The following is a 25,316-nucleotide window of genomic DNA, read 5'->3' as shown; positions in this document are numbered from 1 at the left end:
GAACGAATGAATTATTGGGAATCGCATACCCAAGTCGCCGTACGTTTCCGCCGATTCGACCGGAAACGTTACGCCGCGTTCCGGAGTATGCACAAAGTCATTAACATTGGAGTCGTAACAGCAAGTACGCTACTATTCGCCCTGCCCGACACGGCGCAAGCCCAAAAGGTAATCGAGCCTAACCGGACCGGCGAGGAAGCTTCCGTAGAGCTGGAAGAGGTAGAAGTTACCGCCTCCCGTGCGCCTATCGCACGGAATCAAGCGACCAAGATCGTGACAGTCATTCCCGCCCGTGAGATCGCGGCGGCACCTGTCACCAGTATCCAAGATCTTTTAGAATATGCCGCGGGAATAGACGTCCGGCAACGAGGAGAAGGAGGCACCCAAGCCGATATCTCCATCCGGGGAGGGACGTTCGACCAAATAGCGGTTCTCTTAAACGGGGTCAACCTCTCCAACCCACAAACCGGCCATTATAGTTTTGACCTCCCGGTGAATCTCTCGGACATAGAGCGCATCGAGGTGGTATCCGGCCCTTCTTCCCGTATATTCGGGGCCAGCGCTTTCGCCGGAGCGATCAATATCATCACGAAAACAGGAAAAGAGAACAGGATCTCGACCGACAATTACGCTGGAATGCATAAGCTCTGGAAACTGGAAGCTGCCATCAATCACGCGACCACTCATTTCGGACAGCGCCTTTCCACAGGGTATGCCTCGTCCGGAGGGTATATAGACAATACAGACTTCAAACAATTAAATCTTTTTTGGCAATCGGAACTTAAAAGCGAGGAGGCCGATTTCCAATTCCAAGCCGGATACAACGACAAAGGTTATGGAGCGAATAGCTTCTACTCCGCTTCCTATCCCAACCAATACGACAAGACTCGCCGCTTCTTCCTCTCCGCCGGAGGAGAAACACATGGCAAAATCAAGTTCACCCCCAAGGTATACTGGACCCGACATTTCGACCGGTACGAGTTGTTCCGTAGCGATCCCGCCGATTGGTATACCGGGCATAATTACCATGAGACGGAAGTATTCGGAGCCAACCTCAACGCCACGACACAGTGGAAACTAGGAAGAACCAGTATGGGCGTGGAATTCCGAAACGAGGGAGTAAGGAGTAACGTATTAGGCAAGCCGATGAAGGAACCGCAGGATGTTCCTTTCGAGAAAGAGGGGCAATATCTAAAAAGCGATAACCGAAGTAACATCAGCTACTTTCTTGAGCATAACGTATTATTACGCCGCTTCACGTTGTCAGTCGGGGTCTTGGCAAACTATAATTCGGCCTTAAACGAAGGGATTCATTTCTATCCGGGAATAGATGCCAGTTACCGTATCGGGGACAATTTCCGTCTGTATGGGAGCTGGAACCGGGCATTGCGTATGCCGACTTTCACCGATCTTTATTATGAGGGTAAGACGAATAAAGGAAATCCGGACCTAAAACCGGAGGAAAGCGAGGCATTCGAGGTCGGACTGAAATACAACACTTACTTCCTCCGGGCTCATATAGCCGGCTTTTACCGAAAAGGCAAGAACATGATCGATTGGGTGAAAGAGAAACCGGAAGATATCTGGGAAAGCCAAAATCTGACAAAAGTCGATAACCTTGGTTTCGAGACTAACCTGAGTTTATTACCGAGGGAACTGGGCAACGAACGGTTCTTTATCCGGAAAATAGAACTGGGATATGCGTTTATCCATCAAGACAAGGATAGTGAGGGGTATATATCGAATTATGCGTTAGATTATCTGAAGCACAAGTTCACGGCTCAATTAAGCCATTCTATCTGGAAAGGTTTTTCGGCCACTTGGTATGTCCGTTGGCAAGACCGGGCAGGTAGTTATACTAAATACGAGAATCTTAAGCCGGCTTATGAGGAACCTTACGCTCCTTATTGCTTAGTAGATATGAAAGTAAATTGGGAATATCAGCGGTTAAATCTATATGCGGAGTTAAATAATCTGCTCAATTCCACTTATTATGATCTGGGAAATATCCCCCAACCGGGTATTTGGTTTAAAGCAGGATTCCGTTATAGTTTCAAATATTAATACCCAGTTGTAGAGACGGGGCACGCCCCAGTCTCTACAACTGGGTGATTTTATTTTTGCTTTTTGATCACCAACAACTTATCATTATTGGTCCCGAACAAAGCGATTTCCGAAACAGGAGCCGCCTCACCCTGTGCCTCAAAGCGCACCACCTTATTAAGCGCTTCCAGCAACTCACGTTCGCCGCTCATATCCGGGCAAGCCATTCGGGTAGTCGCTACCTGTGGGAACTTAATGATATTTTTATAAGCATCATTATATTCGATCTTCCCCATCAACCGATTGCAACCGGCATTTCCCGAAAGCCCTTGACGAGCCACGTCGAACACCAAAACCTGATGAGTCTCCTCGGGATTCAACGTCTTACCGTTCATCTCCACGACACCCCATTCACCATCCAGATCCGAGAAAGAAGCTACCACAGCTTTCTTGGATTTACAGCCGGCGAACAAACCGACGCCTACCAAAAGCAGGCAAATATAAAAAAGACCTTTTCTCATTAATTTCTCTCCAATACTAATAATACATTACCATCTTGGTCTACCAACAACATCTCATTCTCATCTTTTCCGGCCTTCACGGAACGAACCTGATCCATCGATTGAAGCACGCTCGTCTCCAAATCCATATTCGGACAAGCCATCATCGTCGTAGCGCCCGGAGCGATCGTAATAGAAGATACATCTTCCGGATCTAACGTGATCGTCGTATTGAATAAATTACAGCCTGTATTTCCATGTAATTTCTTCTCAGCCATATTGAAGTCCATCTGCGGCAGGCCTTCTTCCAAGACTTTCTCGCCTTTCACTTCTACCACATTCCATTTACCTTCCAACTTCTTCACATCTGTCTTGACGTCTGAACAAGAAAACATCATCCCAACGAAAGCGGGAAGCAAAAACGCATAAAACAATACCTTTTTCATCTTCATCATAATCTTTTATAAAATATCTATTGTAATTAGTAAGACGCAAATAGAAGGCGAAATGTTCCCAAGAGCACCCTGTTTTAGCTTATATTAACAGGACTCTTGATTAACATCCTCTTTTTCCACTTCTGCGTTCGCCACCGCAAACAGAGTACCGCACCCCGGGAACACTCGTCCAAAGCAAAAGCGAACCACATCCCCGCTAAGCCTAATCCGAACACGATACCGAACATATACCCGCAGAACACGGCAAAGAACCACATACAGAATAACTCGATAATTACCGGGACCACGACGTCGCCTACCGAACGCAAGCAGAATAAGAACAGCAGTACCGTGGCCCGCCCTTGCTCCAAGAGTACATCTACCAGCAAGGCTCCCATCGCGATCGTTATGATTGCTTGATTCTCAGTAAATATCCCCAATAAAGGACGTCCCAGCAGATAAACCCCGGTACTAGCGACTAACGTAATCAGCAACGACCTCCTCCAAGCATACCAACTCAATAAATAAGCGGCTTGCTTCTTCCTCGCGCCCACCAAATTGCCGGTACAAATAGAAGTAGCTTGCGCGATCGACAAAGAAAAGATATAGCCGATTATCACGATATTCATCACATAAACACGAGCTGTCAAGTACTCATTACCCAGCATATTGATAAAGTAGACAATCGTCACCTGCGAGGCATCATACGAGATTTGTTCCGCTGCCGAAGGTAAACCGATCTTCAACACATCTTTCAACTTCTGAAACGGGAACGGACGGAAATAAGCCAAAGGGATACGAGGCACCAACCGCTTGAACAGCATGATAAACAAAAGTGTCATCGCCACTCCCCGGCAAACAGAGGTAGAGATAGCCGCTCCTTGTACACCGAGGGCAGGGAAACCGAAATGGCCAAATATCAACGCATAATTTCCAAACACATTCAATACATTGATCAGCAAGGTCACCTGCATCGCATAATTCGGCTTGTTCGCCGCACGGAGCACCGCCGATATCGTGAAACTAACCGCTTGGAAGAAGCCGAACCCTCCGACAATGTGCATATAAGTCTCAGCGTCCGGCATCAGATCCGGACGGATATCCATCAGGACCAACATCTCTCTACCGAACAAGAAAAGCATCAAGCTGATCAAGCAACCGATTCCCGCGTTAAACAGCAAAGACGTCCCTAATACCTGAATAAAACTTTTATGATCCTTCGCCCCGAAATAAAGGGCGCACATGACAGACGTTCCGGTCGTGGTAATATTGAACAGCAGAAATACCATGTTCAGCAATTGATTAACCACACCTACCGCTGCCACCGCATTATCGGAATGATGGCTCAACATAAGCGTATCCACCACGCCTAAAGTCAACATCAGCAAGGTTTCCAGAAAGATAGGCCCTGTTAATTTAAATAATTTGCCTCTCAGCCCTCTCGGGGCACGGAATAGTCTATACATGTCCATTGATCTGCTTTCTACCTAAACACCTTTTTACGAGTCCGCGAAGGTACAAAGCTTTACGCTAAATAGGTTTCGCTATTTCTATTATTTTCCGTAAGTTTGTATCCGGTTGAATAATTTTTGATGAACAAACGAAGACAAATGGACAAGAAACTACCTATATGTATCGTATTAGCCATGTTGATGAGTTGTTTCTCCTGCAAACAGCCCCAACAGCCCACGGAAGACGCGGACATGGATACGCAGTGGGTGGATAGCTCACAACATCTGTATCAATACGGCATCTGTATCGATTCCTTGGACGTAAAAGAGTATTTGATGAAAAACGGGGATAATCCCGCCTCCATCTTCTCCGGGCTGGGCTTCACGGCCTTGAAAGCAGACAGTATCAGCAGGGCATCCACCCATGTCCTCGATCCGACGAAACTGCGAGCCGGCATGCATTATTACACATTTTCCACGGTAGATTCCTTAGAGACGATCCGATATATCGCCTTCGCCAAGTCGCTGACCGATTATGCCGTAATCGACTTGACCGGAGATACGATCAACGCCTATGAATTTAATAAGCCGATCACCCTCAAGAAAAAATATACGGAAGGAGTATTAAACTCTTCCCTATGGAACGTGATCAAGGCCAACGGAGGTGATCCGTATCTGGCGATCAAGATATCGGACGTGTACGCTTGGCAAATCGATTTCTTTGACATCAAGGATGGAGACTCTTTCAAGGTTCTATACAATGAGGCTTACATCGACGATACCACCGCCTTGAGCATCGCCTCTATCGAGGGGGCGATCTTTACGCATCAAGGCAAAGAGTTTGTAGCGATTCCTTTCACCCAAGACAGTATCTTCGAATACTTCGATGAGGAAGGGAACAGCCTTCGCAAAGCGTTCTTGAAAGCGCCATTAGACTTTTTCCGGATCACATCCCGTTTTACGAACGCCCGTTTTCACCCGATCCTCAAACGATACCGGGCGCATCATGGGGTTGATTATGCGGCACCGGCCGGTACACCGGTACGCAGCATCGGAGCTGGTACGGTTATCGCCAAGGGATATCAAAACGGCGGGGGCAATTTCCTGAAAGTGAAACATAACTCCGTATACACCACGAGTTATATGCACTTAAGCCGCTTCGCCAAAGGAATCCAAGTAGGCAGCCATGTGCAACAAGGCCAAGAGATCGCTTATGTAGGCTCCACCGGACTCTCTACCGGGCCGCACCTAGACTTCCGTGTCCATAAGAACGGGCAACCTATCGATCCGCTAAAAATGGAAGCTCCCCCTTCTGAACCGGTGAAACCGGCCTACAGGGATAGTTTCGCTCTCGTTAAGCGGCAAATCTTGGCGGAAATAGATAGCTTTCATGTAGCCACAGTTAGTAAAGCATCTGTTATATATGAGAAAGATAGTATCAACCATTTAAATAACTAGCGTATGAAATTCTTGGGGAATATAATATGGTTACTCTTCGGAGGGATTATAACAAGTGTAGAATATCTGATATCCAGCCTAATACTAATGATAACGATCATTGGTATACCTTTTGGCCTCCAGACCTTAAAATTAGCGATACTGGCTTTATGGCCTTTTGGCAGCCGTGTCGTAGACGAGGGGAATTCCGGAGGATGCCTGTCACTTATCATGAACATTATCTGGATATTCGTCGGAGGCTTTTGGATTTGCCTTACGCATCTAGGATTCGGCCTTTTGCTATGTATCACGATCATCGGCATCCCTTTCGGCATGCAACATTTTAAGATGGCAGCTTTAGCCTTGGCTCCTTTTGGAAAGAGCATCCAATAAGGGAAGGTCTGACTTTTCTGTAGAAGGCAGACATCCGGCAAGAATTTAGGCAAGGATAAGGTATTATACCTATTTCTTTCTATACCTATACATTCTCGCTCCTTGTTTTATTTTCTAATTCACGTCATGGTCTGTACAGACCACAACGTGAACTATACAAACCACGCCGTGAACTCTACAGACCACGGCGTGATCTGTAGAATTATACTAGATATTCAAATGAATTCATCCGATATCTTTCAAGTATTCATAAGGAAGGAGGGAAGTATAAATAGCGTTCATATACATCTCCCTCATAGGGCCTAGGGGCGTTATAGCTCGATCTGGGAAACCGAGACCGGAGTATTCATGAAGATAGAGGCCGCCTCAGAAAACTTCTCTGCCGACTCCGTGGTAAGAAAACGGCAACTTCCTCCCTTCGTGAGTTTACGATCCATTTCCGGGTGACGCCCTAAATAATCTCGCAAACTCTCCGCTACATGCTCGCCTTGCGAGAATAGAGTGATGCCGGAAGGAAGAAAAGCACGGATCTTATCCATCAAAAGGGGATAGTGAGTACATCCCAAGATAAGCGTATCGATTTGCGGATCTACGGATAATAGATGGTCGATATGCTTTTTCACGAAATAATCCGCTCCCGGGGAATTAAACTCATTATTCTCCACCAAAGGGACCCACATGGGGCAAGCCTCGCCTGTCACTTGGATATGTGGGTACATCCTGCCGATCTCTATCGTATAAGAATTGGACGTAATCGTACCGCTCGTACCTACGATACCGATATGTTTGGTACGGCTGATCGTATCCACTAACTCAACTGTAGGACGGATGACTCCTAATACACGACGATTGGGATCCCATGTAGGCAAGTCTTTTTGTTGGATCGTACGAAGCGCTTTCGCGGATGCCGTATTACAAGCCAAGATCACCAATTGGCAACCCGACTCAAACAAGCGTGATACCGCCTGACGGGTAAATTGATAAACAACCTCGAACGAACGGGTTCCATAAGGAGAACGTGCGTTATCGCCCAGATAAACGTAATCATAACCGGGCATCAACTGATGAATCTTATCGAAAATCGTAAGTCCGCCATAACCTGAATCAAAAAGACCGATCGGACCGGGAGTTTGTGGAAACATATCAGAAACCTTCTTTTATAAAGTACAAAGGGTGCAATCCTTTCGGAAAACACCCCCTCTTTTATTCTATAGAATAAATTTTCTTGCTAATTACAAACCGAGTTTCGTACGAACAAACGGAGTTGCGTCTACCGCGTTAGTACCCGTATAAAGCAAAGCTGCCGGATCGATGATATACGTATATCCCTTCTCCTCGCCTACCTTCTGGATAGCCTCGTGCAACTTCTGTTGGATCGGTTGCAACAATTCTTGTTGTTTCTTTTGTACGTCTTGCTGAGCTACCTGAACGAAGTTATCCATACGTTCTTGGATATCTTGAATCTCTTGCATTCTTCTCAACTTGATATTTTCTGTCAATGAATCTTGCTGCGCTACGAAGTCTGAATATTTCTTTTGGTATTCATCTTGCATTTGCTTCAATTCAACTCTATATTTCTCATTCAAGTCTGCCATTTGTTTTTCCATACCAGATACCTCCGGCATAGCCATAAACACCTCTTGAGTTTTTACAAACGCAATTTTAACTTCCTGAGCGATAGCTCCCAACGGGAGAATCATCAACAATAAAACAATAAGTTTCTTCATTTTTACTATATAATTACTTTGTTATTAATCAAGCTTTCACACTTTTCATGCATAAAGCGCACAAATGTAAGCATTTATTTTGAATATCCTAACTTAATCAGCACTTCATTACTGATATCGATCTTCGGAGAAGCGAAAATAATGCTCATAGCTGAAGCTCGATCCCAAACAATTTGATATCCCTTGTCTTCCGAGATTTCTTTCACCGCATTATACACCTCGTCTTGAATCGGTTTCATCAAACTCTCGCGTTTCTTATATAACTCACCCTCAGGACCGAAATATTTACGTTTCAGATCTTGCGCCTCTTGCTCTTTCTTCACGATCTCTTCCTCACGTTTCGTTTTCATCTCGGCGGAGAGGAATACCAGATCGCTCTGATAATTCTTATACATATTCTGAGCTTCTTGCTGAATCGCTTCCACCTCATTTTGCCATTTCTTGGAAACTTGGCTCAACTGCTCATTGGTCATTTCGTAAGCCGGAATATTCTTCAATATATATTCCATGTCGATTAAAGCGAACTTCTGTGCCATGCCGGCAAAAGAACAAAGCAACATCAGACAGCTCAATGTGATAATCTTTTTCATACTCTCTTTATTTATAGTTCTACTTTATGACTGCAAATATAACAGAGGGTTTACTTACAGCCTACCAATATTCGTTAAAAGTATTTATTTAAATGTAGAGACGGGGCGTGCCCCGTCTCCACATACGGAACACGCCCCGTCTCTACATACGAAGCTATACCCGATCTATATTTTAGAATTCCTGTCCGATGATAAAGTGCAGGTTACTACCGCTACGTTTACCATTAGATCCATAATTCGGCTCGTCGAAACCATAAGCCCAGTCGAGTCCCATCAAACCGATCATCGGCAAGAATATACGGACACCGACACCGGCGGAGCGTTTCAAGTTAAACGGATTAAAATTCTTCAAATCAGTCCAAGCGTTACCAGCCTCCACAAATACCAATCCGTAGATCGTAGAGGAAGGCTCCAGCAAGAACGGATATCTCAACTCCATAGCCAAACGAGAATAAGCGTATCCATAAGAGTTGTAACCACCATTACCGGCGATACTACCATTCTCATAACCTCTCAAACCGATCGTTTCCTGAGCATAGGTACTGGAGTAACCACTCATACCGTCACCACCCATATAGAAGGTCTCGAACGGAGACTTCTTATTTTTATTATAAGTACCTAAGAAGCCATACTCAACACGGGTCATCAATACCGGCGTACGTTTCACGGTCAACGGAGCCAACGGAGAGAAGATCTTCGCTTTGAACTTCCATTTATGATACTCGATGAATTTATACTTATCCGGGTCTGAGCTTGACATCGACGCATAATCCTTACCATCGAATAAAGAGTAAGGAGGCGTAGCAGCTACAGACAACATGAATTGTGAACCCTTACGAGTATACAACGGGTTATCGATAGAATTACGTTGCAACATCAACTCCAAGTTGATATTATGGCAATTTCCGTTATTAACCAAGAAATAGTCCCAATCATGCATCATATACAGCTGATAGTTCAACGTCGCCATGAACTGGAAGTAGTCATCCGGCCAATTCAAGCGTTTACCATAACCGGCCGCTAAACCGAACATCATGATAGACTTATCCGGGTCGTAAGCATACTCATAACTATTATTGTAACCATAGTTGCCGTAATAGTTGCTACCATAGCCATAACCGCCCCCATAATAACCGGGATAACCATAGCCATAGCCCGGATAGCCATAACCATAACCGGAATTGGTCAAGTAATTGCTACTGATATCGGTTTGCTTTGAGAAATAAGCGCTGACAGACAATGTATTCGGTCGTTTACCGCCGAACCAAGGATCCATGAAGGAGATGCTGTAAGCCTGATAATAACGCCCATTCGTCTGGCCGCTCAAAGTCAATGTCTGTCCCTCACCTTGCGGGATGATGCCCTTATAGGTTTTCGGGTTCAAGAAGTTCTTCATAGAGAAGTTCGTAAACTTCAAACTTAACTTACCGATCACACCCGTCTGTCCCCAACCTGCGGAGAACTCGATCTGGTCATTCGCCTTGGAAACCAAGTTATACTCAATATCCACGGTTCCATTCTCAGGATCAGGCAGCGGCACCGGATTCATGTTTTCTGGGTCAAAGTGTCCCATCTGGGCCAACTCACGAACGGAACGCATCAAGTCATCACGGCTGAACAACATACCCGGCTTGGTACGCAACTCACGGCGAACGATATCCTCATACAAACGGTCATTACCATTAATGATAATACGGTTGATCGTCGCCTGCGGACCCTCTTGGATACGGATCTCTAACGAGATAGAGTCATTCGCTACATCCACCTCTACCGGATCGGCGTTGAAGAACAAATAACCGTTATTAAAATAGACATTCGAAACGGCATCATCATCCGTACTCAAACGTTCGTTCAATTTCTTTTGATTATACACCTCGCCCGGTTTCATACCCAACACGGCCATCAAATAGTCCGTAGAATATTGCGTATTACCCACGAAGCGAATATCTTTCAAATAGTATTTCTCACCTTCATCCACTTTCAAGAAGATATCTACCTTCTTCTCGTTAAAGTTCGCCACGCTATCGGACAATAATACGGCGTCGCGATAACCATGCTCGTTATATTTAGCGATTATATTTTTCTTATCGTTCTCATATTCCTCAGTCGTGAACTTCTTCGTGCTGAACATCTCCATGATACTGGTTTTCCAGTCGTTCGGCAAGCTGAACTTCTCGTTCGTCTTCTTCATCGCCTTCTTCAACTCCCGGGCAGTCAGTTTTTCGTTACCCTCAAAATAGATACGATGGATCTTGGTCTTTTCATTCTTATCGATATTGATATCCACGATCACCTCGCCTTCATTCGCGGGATCGTCCTTTTGCTCGATCTCGACATCCACGTTCTTAAAGCCTTTGCCATCGAAGAACTTCTGGATCACGATCTTGGCACGGTCCATGACGTTCGGTGTCACCTGAAAACCTTTCTTCAAACCCAGCTTCGCCTCCAAGTCCTCACGCTCGCCTTTCTTGATCCCGTGGTAATTGACTTGCGAGATACGCGGACGCTGCTTCAGCTGGATCTCCAGCCAAATCTGGTCGCCCTCGATCTTCGTTGCCAAAATCTTCACATCCGAAAACAAGCCATGTTTCCAAAAACGCTTCACTGCTGTAGTGATCTCCTCTCCCGGTACGGTAATCTCATCGCCTACCGACAAGCCCGAGAAGCCGATCAACACAAAATCATCATAATTCTTGATACCCGTAATCTTTATATCCGCAATCTTGTATTTCTTCGGAGCTAACGAGTACGAAATGACCGGCACTTCTGCCGGCGCCTCAACTTGGGTAGTGTCTATTTCTTGGGCAAACGCACCGCAAGCGAAACCCAAGCAAATAAAAAACAGCACTATTCTTTTGTACATATAACAGCTATTGTTTATAAGATTAATTGCTCACTTGTCTTACCGAAACGACGCTCACGTTGCTGGTAATACAATATAGCCTCATACAACTCTTCTTCTCTGAAATCCGGCCAAAACACATCCGTAAAGAAGAATTCAGCATATGACAACTGCCATAGCAAGAAGTTACTGATGCGTTTCTCTCCTCCGGTCCGTATCAAAAGATCGGGATCGGGGATATTTTTGGTCGTCAAGTGGTCCGAGACCATAGCCTCGGTTATATCATTGGGGTTTATTTTCTGTTCCAAGACCTCTTGGGCGAGTTGCCTAGCCGCTCTGGTGATCTCCCACCGGGAAGAATAACTAAGCGCCAGAACAAGTGTGGTTCCCGTATTCGCCGAAGTCGTATCGATACATTCTTGCAATGTATTATAAGCATCCTCACGCAAACGGGAAAGATCGCCTATGGCGGTAAGGCGAACGTTTTTCTTCATCATGTCCGGAGTCTCCCGGTGAATGGCAGAGACCAGCAAGCTCATCAGCGCTTGGACCTCTTCTTCCGGACGATTCCAGTTCTCGGTAGAGAAAGTGTACAACGTCAGATATTTCAATCCGAGTTGAGTGACCGCATCCATAATCTTACGGACCGAAACAACGCCTTCCTGATGCCCGAAGCTACGGTCTTTCCCCTTCGCCTTGGCCCAACGTCCGTTCCCGTCCATAATAATTGCCACGTGCCGTGGCAAGCGATTCTTGTCTATTTTCTCAATCAACGACATTTTTTATCTTACTAATATTCACTTATATTTTTCGCATTGTTACAAGTACGACACCTCGGGCCGAAATCCCATGTAACAGACAACAACAAGAAAGAGTACCAATCTTTATTCTTAAGAGCGCTACCCTTAACACCATACGGATCGTCCAACATGTCCTTTCCCTCTAGGCCATCGCCAAATAACTTACGAAACGAGAACTCGCACCCTAAATTAAGGCGGTTCTTGATCTTATATTTCATGCCCACGCCTAAAGGAATATTCGGGCTGGCGAAAGTCTTCCCGCCACCCGGAGCCACCGTCAGCCCTATGCCCACCAAGACATAAGGAGAGAAACGCTTCGCCCCCGCATAGTCGAACTTATCGCTATACGGGAAAAAATTGAACTCTGCCTGTCCCCCCAACTCCATGATACTACGGTTGAAAGAGGTTGGGGCATTATTCGGAAAAACGTTCTCCATACCTTCGGTCTTACCGGAAACCTGTCCCCACATCAAGTTGGCTTTCAAGGCCCAACGAAAGTTGATGTTATACCGGAACACGGCTCCCACCGCCGGATTCATTCCTTTAAATATCGTATTCTTGTTGGCGTCGCCCATATAAAAGGCGCCACCAGCCATACCACCGATCTCGTACTTATATTCCTGCGCCCAAAGCGTAGGGACCGTACCCGCTAATAGGATGATTATGAGAAGCCGCTGAAAAAAAGTTGAAGTCATAAGCCTTGCTGTTATATATACCACACTTCTTTTTCTAACGCTAAAAGCCTCATAAAATTATACATCTCCTATCGAACTTTTCTATTCCTTCGGGATCAAACGATTGATACGGCCTCTCCAAAGTTGGTTCAAGTCATTGGAACCAGTGCTGGTCTTTCCTCCGAAAATGTTCACGAAATTCTCTTTATCCACAATAATTGAGGAAAAGCCTCTCGCCGCATAGTCGGTCGGTAACACCACCATCGAGTCGATCAACGACCAAGAAATACCATAATCTATCGATTGATACATATCTTTCAATGCCTTGTTCGAAGCGTCGATACCTCCGATCAAGAAAAACTTATCGTCATAATTCGTGATCATCGCTCCCTCACGCTTCGTGAAGTTTGCGTCACCGGAAGCCATCAACGCCCAAGAGATACCATCCATGGTCGCCCAAGTCGTATTAACCACTTGGTTGTCCGCGGTACGTCCGCCGGCGGTCATCAAGTACTCATGATACATTGCGGCATATTGGAGATTGCTAAATCCGGTAACAGGGAATCCGCTAGCCACCGCATCTCCGGCGATCCACTCCATGGATTCGTTCATCGCATAGAACGCTAGCTTTCCTTCCTGATCCACGATCGTAGCTAAGGCGGAAGGCTGTTTCGTGCCCTGCTTCACGCTACCCAAAACGTATTTCACGGAAGGGGCGTTCTCTACAGCGCTCCAAGTCAAGCCATCCTCGGATCTATATAATGTGCCATTTGTAGCCGGCACATATAAAGCATTGTTATACTCAGTAATCTGGGAGATCAAAAGCCCATCGGAAGGCAGACCGGCCAAGGATAATGACTGCCAGCCCTTAGGCGCACTTACCGAAGCGTAATATAATTGGTAAGGTTTACCGGACTCGGCGGGTTTCACATACATAAAGTAATTCTCCGATCCATTATAATCGTAGGTTACCACCTTCTGATCCTTCACGGTAATGCCAATCATAGGATTCGCGTACATACTCCAAACCATAGAGTCCGGAACCACTTGATGGATATTCACCTGCGCCATATAGACTTTTGTCGTGACTTGGTCATACGCATGAACCACGAACTTTACCGGAGCGGAGAAATCGATGGAATCCGACAAACTACTTAAATAATAAGTGGAATCGGGATAAGCCTCGGGACTAGCCTCCACGCCACCTATCACTGAAGAATTAGCGAACCCAATCTTACAAACCACTTTCTCGATCTTCGTACCAAAAGGTAAAGAGTCTATATTAAAAATCCGTCCCGTTAGCTGGTCTATCGTAAACTTCACAGTATCCAACCCCGACACAGAATCATGACTTAATGAAAAAGTATGTATCTGGCAATTCTTAATAGCTTCTACACCAACGATTTCATCTGACTTCAAACAAGAAGACAGCACTAACGCAAAACAACCTGTTATAAATAGTACTAATTTATTTTTCATCAAAAACATAAGTTTGTCGCATATAAAGGCACAAAAGTAGAAACATTTTTTGCTTTCACCCTAATACCTGCTAATATTTATAATATTTTAGTTGATTATATGAGCCTTAAAATTCATAGTTATGATTTTTCGAACTCATCGTTATGATTTAAAATTTCATAGTTATGATTTTTAATGCTCATAACAGAACGTCTAGAGATGCCGCTAACAGCCTCCTTTCCAAGCATCGGCGCATGCACCCCTTGATACAGGCGAACCGGAGCTGTTTCCACCCTCGCCTCGTCCCACACATCCGCTTCCACGAAAGAATTAATCAACTGGGCCCCACCTTCCACCAATAAGGAATCCAACTTCCGGGCAGCAAGATGATCTAGCACTTGCCGGATCACCGGGCCCTCGAAATCTATCCGGATATACTCCATGTTCTCTCGGTTTTCCACTTCCTTCTCCGTAAATATTAATGTACGTGAGAAACCATTCAGCAACCGATAAGAATCGGGAATAACGAGCCGGCGATCCAATACGACCCTAACCGGAGAATTACCGGACCAATGGCGCACGTTCAATGAAGGATTATCCAATAAAGCGGTCCGTGTACCGACCATGATAGCCGCCACCTCCGAGCGAAGTTTATGCACCAAGCGTGAAGTCTCCGGAGAAGACAAAACCGTGACCGGCTCCGACACGTCCGTACGCAAACGATCGATAAACCCATCCTCGCTCTGCGCCCATTTCAAGATAATATAAGGACGGCCTTTCGTTTGTAGCGTCATAAACGCCTTGTTCAACGCACGGGCTTCTTCCTCCATCACGCCTGTGACGACCTCGACACCAGCCTCACGCAACATCCGCACGCCTCGCCCCGACACCTCGGGAAAAGGATCCAAGCAACCGACCACCACCCGTGGAATCCCTTTCCGGATAATCAACTCGGCGCAAGGAGGCGTCTTCCCATAATGAGAGCAAGGCTCCAGACTCACATAAATCGTACTGTCTTTCAACAAAGACTCGTCTTTCACGGAAGCGATAGCATTCACCTCGGCATGCGCCTCCCCACATTTCCTGTGAAATCCCTCACCGATAATACGGCCCTTATGCACAACCACCGCACCAACCATCGGATTCGGACTGACATTTCCCCTCCCTCCTTTAGCCAACTCGATGCAACGAGCCATGTATTTCTCTTCAACCTCTACCATAATCTTTGCATATAAACGGTTTTTACACTACTTTCGCGATAAAACAAGAGTAAGATATGACTGAGACCATCGCCTACATCCGAAATTCCCTCAAAGATATTTATCCTCCCGGCGAAGCCCAAGCGCTCGTCCGGCTCATCATGGAACGTGTTTGCGGTCTTTCTACCCATCAACTCCTGTTAGGCAAAGGTAAAGAATTATCTGATACGGAGAAATTTAAAATCAAGGAGATTGTAGAAGGACTGCGTTTATACAAGCCCATACAATACTTATTAGGCATAGCGGATTTTTACGGGATAGAGTTTAAGGTGACGCCGGACGTATTGATTCCCCGCCCGGAAACCGCCGAGTTGGTCGAGCGGATCATCACGGACTACCGAGGCCAAGCCCCTCGTATATTAGATATTGGTACGGGAAGCGGCTGTATCGCTATTTCCTTGGCGAAACATCTTCCGAAGGCTGAGGTAGCGGCGGTGGATATATCACCCGAAGCGCTCGCCGTGGCCGAGGAGAACGCCCGACTGAATCAAGTTTCCGTATCTTTCCTCGAATTGGATATCCTTTCCGAAGGTTATCCCAGTTTCATGCAAGGAAAACTAAAGTTTCACGTAGAAGAAACAAAAGTTTCACGTAAGGAAAACAAAAGTTTCACGTACATGAAACCAAAATCCCATACGGAAGAAACCGCTGTTTCTCCTATAGGCAACTTCAATTGCATCGTCAGCAACCCTCCTTATATAATGAATAAGGAGAAAGCGACCATGGAAGCGAACGTTTTGGAGAACGAGCCTCACCTGGCCTTGTTCGTTCCCGATGACGATCCGCTTCTCTTTTACCGGGCCATCGCCCGCTTCGGACAAAGGCATTTGGTGGAAGGCGGGCATCTTTACTTCGAGATCAACGCCCTTTGCGGAAAAGAGACCGTAGCGATGCTACGTCAAGAGAATTACACCGAAGTCGAATTAATACAAGATTTATACGGAAAAGACCGGATCGTAAAAGCAAAAATATGAAAGAGATAACCGAACCCGAGATGTTGCACCGGGCAGCCGCCTATTGCTCCACCGCCGAACGCTGCATACAAGACGTACAGAAAAAGATCGATGCCGCCGGACTTCCTCCCGACGCCTCCGAGCGTATCATCGCCCGCTTGCTGAAAGAGCGGTTTATCGACGAATCCCGTTACACCCGTTTCTTCGTGAACGATAAGCTACGGTTCAATAAATGGGGACGGGTAAAAATAGGCTACGAGCTTTATAAGAAAAACATCCCCTCCCCGATCCGGGAAGAATCGCTCGCCGCCATTGACGAGGGAGAATACCGCTCCATCTTACTCGATTTACTAAAAAGCAAAAAGAAATCGACCAAAGGAAAAGACGAGCGGGACCTATTCAACAAGTTACTCCGTTTCGCCTCCGGACGAGGTTTCGAAAGCCGGATCACGTTGGATTGCCTAAGCCAATTATTCAAAGGAACAGACTGCGAGGATTATGCCGACGACATGGAATAATCTGCTCAACCTGTTTTTCCCAAACTTATGTAAAATATGTAAACGACCACTCGTCGAGGGAGAAGAACAAATTTGCCTGAAATGCCTATGCGACCTGCCGCACACGGGATATCATCAACTGGTGAACAACCCCGTCGAGCAACTTTTTATCGGAAAGAACCGGATCGAATACGCCACCGCTTATCTACGATACGAGAAAGGCGGAAAAGTACAAAGCCTGATACACTCGCTCAAATACCATGATAATAAAGAGCTGGGCTATCTACTCGGATGACAGATAGCGAGAGAGCTCCAAGCGGATCACAGCCCGATATGTACCGTAGACCTCCTTATCCCCGTTCCCCTGCATCCCCGCAAAAAACGGCAAAGAGGTTACAACCAGTCCGAATGGATCGCCTCCGGCATCCGTTCCATATGGGATATCCCCATCGATACGCGAAGTCTAGCCCGCACCACCCACACAAGTACCCAAACTCGTAAGGCCATTTACGACCGTTGGTTAAATGTATGTTCTATTTTTAATGTCATTCATCCGGAAAGCTTAAAAAACAAACATATCCTGCTCATAGACGACGTGATCACAACCGGAGCCACGATTTCCGCTTGCGCAAAGGCTTTATCAGGGATTCCGGGCATACGCATCAGCATTTTAGCCCTGTCTGTCGCATAAATATTAATAAAAAATTAACGTACGATATTCAAGGTAATGTCATTCAGTTTATCTATTTTTGCAGACTGATATAAATATAGGATTGTATGAAAACACTGGAAAGTTTAGTAGCAGAAAAATTATTAAAGATTAAAGCCGTAAAGTTGCAACCGGCCAATCCGTTTACTTGGGCATCCGGCTGGAAATCTCCGATCTACAATGACAACCGAAAGACTCTTTCTTATCCGGTCGTTCGTAGCTTCATTAAATTGGAGTTGGCTCGTGTGATTAGTGAAAAATTCGAGAACGTAGATGCCATTGCCGGTGTTGCTACAGGCGCGATCGCTCAAGGTGCTTTAGTAGCCGATTTATTAGGATTGCCATTCGTATACATCCGCTCTACGCCAAAAGATCATGGATTGGAAAACCTTATCGAAGGAGAATTGAAACCGGGTTCTAAAGTAGTGATCATCGAGGATTTGGTATCTACCGGAGGTAGTAGCTTGAAAGCCGTACAGGCCGTACGTAACTTTGGTTGCGATGTCGCGGGTATGGTAGCTATCTTTACCTATGGATTCCCTGTAGCGGAAGCCGCTTTCAAAGACGCTAAAGTAACATTGACTACATTGAGTAACTACGACGCAGTCTTGGAAGAAGCTGTCCGTACGCATTACATCGATGAGTCTGAGATCGCGGTTCTTCAGGAATGGCGTAAAGATCCGGCTAACTGGGACCCGAAATAAGTAATAAACAAAAAGACACTCAATGACTGAAGAATTTGTGAGTGAGGTCAAACAGATCCCACACAATGATGAACGTATCTTCACGATGTTGTCCGATCTTTCCAACTTGGAACGTATCAAGGATCGCATCCCGCAAGATAAAATAAAAAATTTTGAGTTCGACAGCGATACCTGTAGTTTCGCTGTCGATCCCGTTGGTAAGATTACCTTCCAGATCGTAGAAAGAGAGCCGAATAAATTAATCAAGTTCACGACGACCAACTCTCCTGTTCCCCTTTTCTTGTGGATACAATTGAAACAGGTGGCCGAGGACGACACACGGTTAAAAATCACGGTTCGTGCCGATCTGAATCCGTTCTTGAAACCAATGGTATCGAAACCTTTGCAAGAGGCTGTGGATAAAATCTCGACCGTTATCGCCTCCTTGCCTTATTAATTCCTTTTTCATTATGGCTCAGAAACTTTGGGAAAAAAATGTACAGGTAGATCATGAAGTAGATATCTTCACGGTAGGTAAGGACCGTGAGATGGATCTTTACCTCGCTAAATATGACGTATTAGGCTCTATGGCGCATATCACGATGCTGGAAAGTATCGGTTTATTGACCAAAGAGGAACTAAACGTCTTATTAGCAGAATTACGGAATATATACGCCGTAGCGGATCGTGGAGAATTCATCATCGAGGAAGGCATCGAGGATGTGCACTCGCAGGTGGAACTCATGCTTACACGCCGTTTGGGCGATATGGGCAAGAAGATCCATAGCGGGCGTTCCCGCAATGATCAGGTTCTATTGGATCTGAAACTTTTCACCCGTTCGCAAATACAAGAATTGGTTGAGTTGGTTTCCGGCTTGTTCGACGTTTTGATCTCCCAGAGTAACCGGTACAAGGATGTACTGCTTCCCGGATATACGCATCTACAGGTAGCTATGCCCTCTTCGTTCGGACTTTGGTTCGGCGCTTACGCGGAGAGCTTGGTAGATGATTTGCAACTTATGCAAGCCGCATACCGTATTTGCAACCGTAACCCGCTGGGTTCCGCCGCCGGATATGGTTCATCCTTCCCGCTAAACCGCCAGATGACTACGGATTTATTAGGTTTCGACTCGCTGGACTACAATGTGGTATACGCCCAGATGGGACGTGGCAAGATGGAACGCACCGTGGCTTTCGCTATGGCGGGTATCGCCGCTACGCTCTCCAAGTTAGCGTTCGACGCTTGTATGTTCAATAGCCAGAACTTTGGCTTCATCAAACTGCCGGATCAGTTCACGACCGGCTCCAGTATCATGCCGCATAAGAAGAATCCGGATGTATTTGAGTTGACACGTGCCAAATGCAATAAGCTTCAAGGCTTGCCTCAGCAAATCATCTTGATCAGCAATAATCTTCCTTCCGGTTACTTCCGGGATCTCCAGATCATCAAGGAAGTCTTCCTACCGGCTTTCGACGAGCTGAAGGATTGCTTACGCATGGTAACTCATATGATGCGTGAGGTGAAAGTGAACGAGCATATATTGGACGATGATAAATATTCTCTATTGTTTAGCGTGGAAGAAGTGAACCGCCGTGTCTTGGCCGGAATGCCTTTCCGTGACGCTTATAAGCAAGTAGGTTTGGATATCGAGGCCGGTAAATTCGTTCCTTCGAAGAGCGTTAACCATACACACGAAGGCAGTATCGGTAATCTATGTAACGAACCAATCGCCACCATGATGCGTAGCGTGATAGGTTCTTTCTCTTTCGAACGGATGAACGAGGCTGAAAAGAAATTGATCCATGGATAAGATAAGACGGATATTTCCACTTTTGATCTTGTTTACGCTATTATCTTGCGCAGATACGATAGAGACTCGCATTCCCTATCGTGCGGTCTATCTGGAACTAGATCTGACTTATCAAGATAAAGCGTTGAATGCAATACAGGCTTATAAGATCTACACCTCTAAAGATGTAGACCAAGCTGGCGAGCAAACAGGGTTTGGAGGCGTATTGGTTTATCATGGATTGTCCAGTAACGGAACCGGTGCATTCTTTGCGTTCGATGCCGCTTGTCCTCATGAGGCATCCGCTAATGTCATCGTAGATGTGGACGAATCTGCCGTATACGCCATTTGTCCGAAATGCGGTAGTAAATTTGAACTTTTAAACGGTATCGGCAATCCGGTGGAAGGACCTTGCGCTGAGGAGAAACAAGCCCTCAAACAATATGTCGTCGATACAAACGGTAATAAAATTTACATCCATAATTAAATTTTTCACCGGAAATGTTTGGTAGTATAAATATTTGTACTACCTTTGCACTCGCAAAAGAGAAACAAACAATGCGGAAGTAGCTCAGTTGGTAGAGCATAACCTTGCCAAGGTTAGGGTCGCGGGTTCGAGTCCCGTCTTCCGCTCAACTCTTAGAGAAGAGGTGGATGCTCGAATGGTGGAATCGGTAGACACGAAGGACTTAAAATCCTTTGGCCATTGCGGCTGTGCGGGTTCAAGTCCCGCTTCGAGTACGATCTAATTCAATTGCGGAAGTAGCTCAGTTGGTAGAGCATAACCTTGCCAAGGTTAGGGTCGCGGGTTCGAGTCCCGTCTTCCGCTCGCTTCCAAAAGGCCTCGCTGTTCGAAAGAATAGCGGGGCTTTTTATTTCTAAAATATAATCGTATCTTTATCTTCAATTAAAGTGAGGGTTATGGAATTACGTACTGCGAATGTTACCCGATATATCATGCCTCTGCGGGAAGGCGGATCATTGCCTGCTTTAGCGGAGGCAGACGATGAGTTTAAATATGTCGTTAAGTTCCGGGGAGCCGGACATGGGACAAAAGCCTTGATAGCCGAGTTGATCGGAGGTGAGATCGCTCGTTGCTTGGGTTTCCATGTACCGGAATTGGTCTTCCTGAATCTTGACGAGGCTTTCGGGCGGTCGGAAGGTGACGAGGAGATACAAGACTTACTACAAGCAAGTCAAGGGCTCAATCTGGGATTACATTTTTTATCGGGAGCCTTGACTTTCGATCCGGTAGTCAATCGTGTAGATCCCAAACTCGCCTCACAAGTCGTATGGCTCGATGCTCTTTTGACAAATATAGACCGCACGGTCCGGAATACGAATATGTTGATATGGAATAAGGAACTTTGGCTCATCGATCATGGAGCTTCCTTATTTTTCCATTTCTCATGGGTAAATTGGCAAAAACATGCGATCGGCCCTTTCATCCATATCAAGGATCATGTATTATTGCCACAAGCGACGCTGCTGGAGGAAGTAAACAAAGATTTCAAACGTATCTTAACGGAAGAGAAAATTCGTGAGATCGTAGGTCTAGTACCCGACGATTGGTTGCATTGGAACGATAGTCCCGGTACGCCTCAAGAGATACGTGATGTATATATCCGGTTCTTAATTGACCGAATCGCCCATTCTGACACGTTTATAAATGAAGCTCGACATGCAAGACAAACACTTATATGAATATGCCGTAATCCGTATCGTACCGAAAATCGAACGGGAGGAGTTTATCAATGTAGGCCTTATCATGTTCTGTAAACGGCCTAAATTCATCAAGGCTCGCTATCATGTAAACGAGGAGAAACTTCGTCTGTTCACATCAGATATAGATAAGGAATCTTTGTGTACGAATCTCCACGTTTTCGATAAGATATGTTCCGGCGCAAAGGATGGAGGTCCTATAGCCAGCCTAGATATTCCGGAGCGCTTTCGTTGGCTTACCGCCATAAGAAGTGCCTCTATCCAAACCTCGCGTCCACATCCCGGTTTTTCCAACGATCTAGAACAGACATTTGAGAGATTATTTCAAGAATTAGTCTTATAGATAATAAACATAAATCTCCGTATCACGATAAAAGAAAAAAGACGGATCGTCCAAACAACCCGTCTTTCCTTATAGAACTAATAGATATTATACTTATCCTCTTAAGTCCGCATCCATAGCGGCGGCAGCCTTACGACCGTCTCCCATCGCCAGAATCACGGTAGCTCCACCACGAACGATGTCACCACCGGCATACACATCGCCTAAAGCGGAGCGCATACTGTCTTCCTCCACTACGATCGTACCCTTCTTGCTCACCTCCAAGCCTCCAAAGGCACGGGGTATTAATGGATTCGGAGATACACCGACGCTAACGATCACCTCATCCACATCGATTGTTTCGATAGCTCCCTCGATAGGTACCGGACGACGGCGACCAGAGGCATCCGCCTCACCTAGCTCCATCTTCTGCAAGCGCATCTGCTTAACACGACCTCTTTCATCTCCTATATATTCAATCGGATTATGAAGCGTCAAGAACTCTACACCTTCTTCCTTCGCATGTTTCACCTCTTCCAAACGAGCGGGCATCTCCTCCTCGCTACGACGGTAGACAATCATAGCACGCTCAGCGCCCAGACGGCGAGCAGTACGGACAGAGTCCATAGCTGTATTGCCACCTCCGATCACGGCCACCTTCTTCCCTTGTAGCACCGGCGTATCACTTTCCGGATTCGCCGCATCCATTAAGTTTACACGGGTCAAATACTCGTTGGACGACATCACGCCCACAAAGTTCTCACCCGGAATGTTCATAAAGTTAGGCAGACCGGCGCCACTTGCCACGAACACGCCCTTAAAGCCATCCGCATGCAAATCATCATAACTGATCGTCTTACCCACGATACAATCTTTCTCAAACTGTACGCCCATCTTACGAAGGCCATCAATCTCCACGTCCACGATCTTATTCGGTAGGCGGAACTCCGGGATACCATATTTCAATACACCACCGATCTCATGCAATGCCTCGAACACAGTCACATCATATCCACGCTTCGCCATATCTCCGGCAAAAGACAATCCGGCAGGACCGGAACCTACCACGGCAATCTTGATACCGTTCTTCTCCGCAATCTCCGGAACCGAGATATTACCGCTCTCACGTTCGTAATCAGCGGCGAAACGTTCCAAGTAGCCAATGGCAACCGCTTCCTTACCCATTTTCAAATGGATACACTTGCTCTCACATTGTTTCTCCTGCGGACAGACACGACCGCAAACAGCGGGCAGGGCACTTGTCTCTTTCAAGGTCTTAGCGGCCTCCAAGAATTCCCCACGCTCGATATTCTTGATAAAAGTAGGTATATTGATATTTACCGGACATCCCTGCATACAAGTAGGATTCGGACAATCCAGACAGCGCTCGGCCTCTTGCATAGCCTGTTCTTTTGTCAAGCCTAAGTTAACTTCCTCCAAACGGGTACGACTCCGGTATTCCGGGTCCAACTCGTTCATCTTCACACGGGGGATATCCGCACGTTCTTTATTTTTCTTGCTTTTGCGAAGCGCCTCCCGCCAAGGTTCGGCACGACGAGCAGCGATTAATTCTTCTGTTGTCATGATTCAATTACGTGGTTTCGTTATTTCTTCTCTATATCCTTATAAGCGCCGAGGCGCATGATCATCTCATCAAAATCCACTTGATGAGCATCGAACTCCGGTCCGTCCACACAAACGAACTTGGTCTTCCCGCCTACCGTAATACGGCAAGCACCACACATACCCGTTCCGTCCACCATGATCGTATTCAAGGAAGCTACGGTAGGAATCTCGTATTTCTTTGTAAGAGCGGAAACGAATTTCATCATAATAGCCGGACCGATCGTAACGCATAAATCCACCCTCTCCCGGTTGATCACGCTCTCCACGCCATTCGTCACCAAGCCTTTCATACCATACGATCCGTCATCGGTCATGATAATTACCTCATCCGAGTTTTGGCGCATCTGCTCCTCAAGGATCACCAAGTCCTTGGTACGGGCCGCCAATACGACGATCACACGATTTCCTGCCTTATGGAAAGCCTCCACGATCGGCAACAACGGAGCGACACCTACGCCACCACCGGCACAAACAACCGTTCCAACCTTCTCGATATGGGTAGCCTGCCCTAACGGACCCACCACATCCGTGATATAGTCACCCTCATTCAATTCACAGATTTTACGGGATGAGCCGCCTACCGCTTGGATCACCAAGGTGATGGTACCTTTCTCGGTATCCGCCCCGGCAATGGTAAGAGGTATACGTTCGCCTTTTTCGCCAACCTTCACGATCACGAAGTGACCGGCCTTGCGGGAGCGGGCGATCAAAGGAGCCTCGACTTCCAGCTTCACCACGTTGGCTGAGAAATGTTCTTTACTTACAATCTTATTCATTATAATCGCTACTGTTGATAGTTTGTCTTGTTTTGCTGGCAAAAATAAGATAAAAAAGTGAATATAGCCCTATTTTCCTTAACAAAAGGCTTTATTCAAACAAACCTTCATCACGCACTAACATCAAAATAGCGGAATGAGGGACAATCAAGAACTTCTCGTCATTAAAATTGATCTCGTAAGCGGCATTCTGCAAATAGACAGCCAAATCACCTTCACGGGCTTGAAGCGGCAAGTATTGCACCTCCTCCCCTTTCTTTTTCTCCCAGACCTCATGCTCCTCAGATTGAGAAGGCAACGGATATCCGGGCCCCGTCTTTATGATATAACCCGCTTGTATCTTCTCCCCTTGTTGAACCGAGGGAGGCAGATACAATCCGGTCTTCGTCTGGCTCTGTGGATTCTTAGGCTTAATCAATACTTTATCGCCTATCATCAGGAATTTATCGATGTCTTTTTGATCTATGGATAGTTGCATGATTATAAGATGTTAAATTTTTATTTCGCGAACTTACGGAAAGTTTACCGAACAAAAAACCCTGTTCATCGAATAATTCCGCCAGTTCACTGATTCTATTTTTTATACTTCTCTCCTTAATTTACATTTGCACCGTTAGGACTTGTGAAAGC

Annotated in this window: 25 protein-coding genes, 3 tRNA genes and 1 pseudogene; 15 read left to right on the top strand and 14 right to left on the bottom strand. The window is 46.0% G+C overall.

Features of this window, described 5'->3' with window-relative positions; all coding sequences use genetic code 11:
• Window positions 1–6: 6 nt before the first annotated feature.
• Window positions 7–2,064 carry a TonB-dependent siderophore receptor gene (locus tag DW205_RS11445; protein WP_005867905.1) on the top strand — a complete coding sequence of 686 codons (2,058 nt, stop codon included), beginning with the start codon at window positions 7–9 and terminating at the stop codon, window positions 2,062–2,064.
• Window positions 2,065–2,114: 50 nt separating this feature from the next.
• On the opposite strand, the gene DW205_RS11440 is transcribed toward DW205_RS11445, so the two are convergent.
• The 3 genes from DW205_RS11440 to DW205_RS11430 form a co-directional block, all read right to left on the bottom strand.
• Window positions 2,115–2,564, bottom strand: a complete 450-nt coding sequence (locus DW205_RS11440; RefSeq protein WP_005867904.1) for an META domain-containing protein — start codon at window positions 2,562–2,564, stop codon at window positions 2,115–2,117.
• Entirely contained in the window at window positions 2,564–2,989 is a 426-nt protein-coding gene (locus DW205_RS11435) for an META domain-containing protein (protein WP_005858961.1), read from the bottom strand. Before DW205_RS11435 ends, DW205_RS11440 begins: the two co-directional genes overlap by 1 nt.
• Window positions 2,990–3,072: 83 nt before the next feature.
• Window positions 3,073–4,443: an MATE family efflux transporter gene (locus tag DW205_RS11430; RefSeq protein ID WP_034530183.1), complete on the bottom strand. Its 1,371-nt coding sequence runs from the start codon at window positions 4,441–4,443 to the stop codon at window positions 3,073–3,075.
• A 126-nt stretch (window positions 4,444–4,569) separates the two neighbouring features.
• Between DW205_RS11430 and DW205_RS11425 the strand changes: the two genes are divergently transcribed.
• Both DW205_RS11425 and DW205_RS11420 read left to right on the top strand, forming a co-directional pair.
• The gene (locus DW205_RS11425; protein WP_005867902.1) at window positions 4,570–5,886 is read left to right on the top strand and encodes a M23 family metallopeptidase; all 1,317 of its coding nucleotides are present in this window, start codon (window positions 4,570–4,572) and stop codon (window positions 5,884–5,886) included.
• Window positions 5,887–5,889: 3 nt separating this feature from the next.
• Complete coding sequence (locus tag DW205_RS11420; RefSeq protein ID WP_005867901.1) at window positions 5,890–6,258, top strand: YccF domain-containing protein; 369 nt, start codon at window positions 5,890–5,892, stop codon at window positions 6,256–6,258.
• Between the two features lie 311 nt (window positions 6,259–6,569).
• Here DW205_RS11420 and murI read toward each other — a convergent pair whose 3' ends face one another.
• The 8 genes from murI to ribD form a co-directional block, all read right to left on the bottom strand.
• Window positions 6,570–7,400 carry a glutamate racemase gene (gene murI / locus DW205_RS11415; protein ID WP_005867900.1) on the bottom strand — a complete coding sequence of 277 codons (831 nt, stop codon included), beginning with the start codon at window positions 7,398–7,400 and terminating at the stop codon, window positions 6,570–6,572.
• Between the two features lie 90 nt (window positions 7,401–7,490).
• Window positions 7,491–7,985 carry an OmpH family outer membrane protein gene (locus tag DW205_RS11410; RefSeq protein ID WP_005858972.1) on the bottom strand — a complete coding sequence of 165 codons (495 nt, stop codon included), beginning with the start codon at window positions 7,983–7,985 and terminating at the stop codon, window positions 7,491–7,493.
• A 74-nt stretch (window positions 7,986–8,059) separates the two neighbouring features.
• Window positions 8,060–8,575, bottom strand: a complete 516-nt coding sequence (locus DW205_RS11405; RefSeq protein WP_005858974.1) for an OmpH family outer membrane protein — start codon at window positions 8,573–8,575, stop codon at window positions 8,060–8,062.
• Window positions 8,576–8,747: 172 nt separating this feature from the next.
• Window positions 8,748–11,438, bottom strand: a complete 2,691-nt coding sequence (gene bamA, locus DW205_RS11400; protein ID WP_005867898.1) for an outer membrane protein assembly factor BamA — start codon at window positions 11,436–11,438, stop codon at window positions 8,748–8,750.
• A 14-nt stretch (window positions 11,439–11,452) separates the two neighbouring features.
• Window positions 11,453–12,196, bottom strand: a complete 744-nt coding sequence (locus DW205_RS11395) for an isoprenyl transferase (RefSeq protein WP_005858978.1) — start codon at window positions 12,194–12,196, stop codon at window positions 11,453–11,455.
• Window positions 12,197–12,207: 11 nt separating this feature from the next.
• Window positions 12,208–12,912, bottom strand: coding sequence for a DUF6089 family protein (locus tag DW205_RS11390; RefSeq protein WP_005867895.1), 705 nt, complete (start codon window positions 12,910–12,912; stop codon window positions 12,208–12,210).
• An 81-nt stretch (window positions 12,913–12,993) separates the two neighbouring features.
• Window positions 12,994–14,370 (bottom strand): DUF6242 domain-containing protein, encoded by a 1,377-nt coding sequence (locus tag DW205_RS11385; protein WP_005867894.1) that lies wholly within the window; start codon window positions 14,368–14,370, stop codon window positions 12,994–12,996.
• Between the two features lie 119 nt (window positions 14,371–14,489).
• Window positions 14,490–15,569, bottom strand: coding sequence for a bifunctional diaminohydroxyphosphoribosylaminopyrimidine deaminase/5-amino-6-(5-phosphoribosylamino)uracil reductase RibD (gene ribD / locus DW205_RS11380; protein WP_005867892.1), 1,080 nt, complete (start codon window positions 15,567–15,569; stop codon window positions 14,490–14,492).
• Window positions 15,570–15,625: 56 nt separating this feature from the next.
• On the opposite strand from ribD, the gene DW205_RS11375 reads away from it, so the two are divergent.
• The 12 genes and pseudogenes from DW205_RS11375 to DW205_RS11320 all read left to right on the top strand — a co-directional run bounded on the left by DW205_RS11375 (window position 15,626) and on the right by DW205_RS11320 (window position 22,305).
• Entirely contained in the window at window positions 15,626–16,582 is a 957-nt protein-coding gene (locus DW205_RS11375) for a HemK/PrmC family methyltransferase (RefSeq protein ID WP_005867890.1), read from the top strand.
• Window positions 16,579–17,079, top strand: a complete 501-nt coding sequence (locus tag DW205_RS11370) for a regulatory protein RecX (RefSeq protein ID WP_005867888.1) — start codon at window positions 16,579–16,581, stop codon at window positions 17,077–17,079. The genes DW205_RS11375 and DW205_RS11370 overlap by 4 nt, the downstream gene beginning before the upstream one ends.
• Window positions 17,060–17,749 (top strand): annotated as a pseudogene (locus DW205_RS11365) (ComF family protein). Before DW205_RS11370 ends, DW205_RS11365 begins: the two are co-directional and overlap by 20 nt.
• Before the next feature lie 86 nt (window positions 17,750–17,835).
• The gene (pyrE, locus tag DW205_RS11360; protein WP_005858992.1) at window positions 17,836–18,471 is read left to right on the top strand and encodes an orotate phosphoribosyltransferase; all 636 of its coding nucleotides are present in this window, start codon (window positions 17,836–17,838) and stop codon (window positions 18,469–18,471) included.
• A gap of 22 nt (window positions 18,472–18,493) precedes the next feature.
• A complete protein-coding gene (locus DW205_RS11355; RefSeq protein ID WP_005858994.1) occupies window positions 18,494–18,907 on the top strand; it encodes a polyketide cyclase in 414 nt (137 codons plus the stop codon).
• Window positions 18,908–18,920: 13 nt separating this feature from the next.
• Window positions 18,921–20,261 carry an argininosuccinate lyase gene (argH, locus tag DW205_RS11350; protein WP_005867884.1) on the top strand — a complete coding sequence of 447 codons (1,341 nt, stop codon included), beginning with the start codon at window positions 18,921–18,923 and terminating at the stop codon, window positions 20,259–20,261.
• Window positions 20,254–20,727, top strand: coding sequence for a (2Fe-2S)-binding protein (locus DW205_RS11345; protein WP_005867883.1), 474 nt, complete (start codon window positions 20,254–20,256; stop codon window positions 20,725–20,727). The genes argH and DW205_RS11345 overlap by 8 nt, the downstream gene beginning before the upstream one ends.
• Before the next feature lie 73 nt (window positions 20,728–20,800).
• A tRNA-Gly gene (locus tag DW205_RS11340) sits at window positions 20,801–20,873 on the top strand.
• A 23-nt stretch (window positions 20,874–20,896) separates the two neighbouring features.
• A tRNA-Leu gene (locus DW205_RS11335) sits at window positions 20,897–20,981 on the top strand.
• A gap of 15 nt (window positions 20,982–20,996) precedes the next feature.
• A tRNA-Gly gene (locus tag DW205_RS11330) sits at window positions 20,997–21,069 on the top strand.
• Window positions 21,070–21,161: 92 nt separating this feature from the next.
• The gene (locus DW205_RS11325) at window positions 21,162–21,944 is read left to right on the top strand and encodes a HipA family kinase (RefSeq protein WP_005859001.1); all 783 of its coding nucleotides are present in this window, start codon (window positions 21,162–21,164) and stop codon (window positions 21,942–21,944) included.
• Window positions 21,922–22,305: a DUF3037 domain-containing protein gene (locus DW205_RS11320; RefSeq protein WP_005867882.1), complete on the top strand. Its 384-nt coding sequence runs from the start codon at window positions 21,922–21,924 to the stop codon at window positions 22,303–22,305. The genes DW205_RS11325 and DW205_RS11320 overlap by 23 nt, the downstream gene beginning before the upstream one ends.
• 93 nt (window positions 22,306–22,398) lie before the next feature.
• Here the strand turns inward: DW205_RS11320 and gltA are convergent, their stop codons facing one another.
• The 3 genes from gltA to DW205_RS11305 form a co-directional block, all read right to left on the bottom strand.
• Window positions 22,399–23,868, bottom strand: a complete 1,470-nt coding sequence (gene gltA / locus DW205_RS11315; protein ID WP_005867881.1) for an NADPH-dependent glutamate synthase — start codon at window positions 23,866–23,868, stop codon at window positions 22,399–22,401.
• Between the two features lie 20 nt (window positions 23,869–23,888).
• A complete protein-coding gene (locus tag DW205_RS11310; protein WP_005867880.1) occupies window positions 23,889–24,686 on the bottom strand; it encodes a sulfide/dihydroorotate dehydrogenase-like FAD/NAD-binding protein in 798 nt (265 codons plus the stop codon).
• Between the two features lie 91 nt (window positions 24,687–24,777).
• A complete protein-coding gene (locus tag DW205_RS11305; RefSeq protein WP_005859009.1) occupies window positions 24,778–25,164 on the bottom strand; it encodes a co-chaperone GroES family protein in 387 nt (128 codons plus the stop codon).
• Window positions 25,165–25,316 lie beyond the last annotated feature (152 nt).

Origin of the sequence: Parabacteroides sp. AM17-47, from assembly GCF_003434625.1 — a bacterium.
In the GTDB taxonomy this organism is placed as follows: Bacteria; Bacteroidota; Bacteroidia; order Bacteroidales; family Tannerellaceae; genus Parabacteroides; species Parabacteroides distasonis.
This window is presented reverse-complemented; position numbering and strand designations above follow the sequence as displayed.

Excerpts from the sequence above, each read along its gene's own strand:
- DW205_RS11445 (WP_005867905.1), top strand. The coding sequence starts at position 7 with ATGAATTATTGGGAATCGCATACCCAAGTCGCCGTACGTTTCCGCCGA.
- DW205_RS11440 (WP_005867904.1), bottom strand. The coding sequence starts at position 2,564 with ATGAGAAAAGGTCTTTTTTATATTTGCCTGCTTTTGGTAGGCGTCGGT.
- DW205_RS11435 (WP_005858961.1), bottom strand. The coding sequence starts at position 2,989 with ATGAAAAAGGTATTGTTTTATGCGTTTTTGCTTCCCGCTTTCGTTGGG.
- DW205_RS11430 (WP_034530183.1), bottom strand. The coding sequence starts at position 4,443 with ATGTATAGACTATTCCGTGCCCCGAGAGGGCTGAGAGGCAAATTATTT.
- DW205_RS11425 (WP_005867902.1), top strand. The coding sequence starts at position 4,570 with ATGAACAAACGAAGACAAATGGACAAGAAACTACCTATATGTATCGTA.
- DW205_RS11420 (WP_005867901.1), top strand. The coding sequence starts at position 5,890 with ATGAAATTCTTGGGGAATATAATATGGTTACTCTTCGGAGGGATTATA.
- murI (WP_005867900.1), bottom strand. The coding sequence starts at position 7,400 with ATGTTTCCACAAACTCCCGGTCCGATCGGTCTTTTTGATTCAGGTTAT.
- DW205_RS11410 (WP_005858972.1), bottom strand. The coding sequence starts at position 7,985 with ATGAAGAAACTTATTGTTTTATTGTTGATGATTCTCCCGTTGGGAGCT.
- DW205_RS11405 (WP_005858974.1), bottom strand. The coding sequence starts at position 8,575 with ATGAAAAAGATTATCACATTGAGCTGTCTGATGTTGCTTTGTTCTTTT.
- bamA (WP_005867898.1), bottom strand. The coding sequence starts at position 11,438 with ATGTACAAAAGAATAGTGCTGTTTTTTATTTGCTTGGGTTTCGCTTGC.
- DW205_RS11395 (WP_005858978.1), bottom strand. The coding sequence starts at position 12,196 with ATGTCGTTGATTGAGAAAATAGACAAGAATCGCTTGCCACGGCACGTG.
- DW205_RS11390 (WP_005867895.1), bottom strand. The coding sequence starts at position 12,912 with ATGACTTCAACTTTTTTTCAGCGGCTTCTCATAATCATCCTATTAGCG.
- DW205_RS11385 (WP_005867894.1), bottom strand. The coding sequence starts at position 14,370 with ATGAAAAATAAATTAGTACTATTTATAACAGGTTGTTTTGCGTTAGTG.
- ribD (WP_005867892.1), bottom strand. The coding sequence starts at position 15,569 with ATGGTAGAGGTTGAAGAGAAATACATGGCTCGTTGCATCGAGTTGGCT.
- DW205_RS11375 (WP_005867890.1), top strand. The coding sequence starts at position 15,626 with ATGACTGAGACCATCGCCTACATCCGAAATTCCCTCAAAGATATTTAT.
- DW205_RS11370 (WP_005867888.1), top strand. The coding sequence starts at position 16,579 with ATGAAAGAGATAACCGAACCCGAGATGTTGCACCGGGCAGCCGCCTAT.
- pyrE (WP_005858992.1), top strand. The coding sequence starts at position 17,836 with ATGAAAACACTGGAAAGTTTAGTAGCAGAAAAATTATTAAAGATTAAA.
- DW205_RS11355 (WP_005858994.1), top strand. The coding sequence starts at position 18,494 with ATGACTGAAGAATTTGTGAGTGAGGTCAAACAGATCCCACACAATGAT.
- argH (WP_005867884.1), top strand. The coding sequence starts at position 18,921 with ATGGCTCAGAAACTTTGGGAAAAAAATGTACAGGTAGATCATGAAGTA.
- DW205_RS11345 (WP_005867883.1), top strand. The coding sequence starts at position 20,254 with ATGGATAAGATAAGACGGATATTTCCACTTTTGATCTTGTTTACGCTA.
- DW205_RS11325 (WP_005859001.1), top strand. The coding sequence starts at position 21,162 with ATGGAATTACGTACTGCGAATGTTACCCGATATATCATGCCTCTGCGG.
- DW205_RS11320 (WP_005867882.1), top strand. The coding sequence starts at position 21,922 with ATGCAAGACAAACACTTATATGAATATGCCGTAATCCGTATCGTACCG.
- gltA (WP_005867881.1), bottom strand. The coding sequence starts at position 23,868 with ATGACAACAGAAGAATTAATCGCTGCTCGTCGTGCCGAACCTTGGCGG.
- DW205_RS11310 (WP_005867880.1), bottom strand. The coding sequence starts at position 24,686 with ATGAATAAGATTGTAAGTAAAGAACATTTCTCAGCCAACGTGGTGAAG.
- DW205_RS11305 (WP_005859009.1), bottom strand. The coding sequence starts at position 25,164 with ATGCAACTATCCATAGATCAAAAAGACATCGATAAATTCCTGATGATA.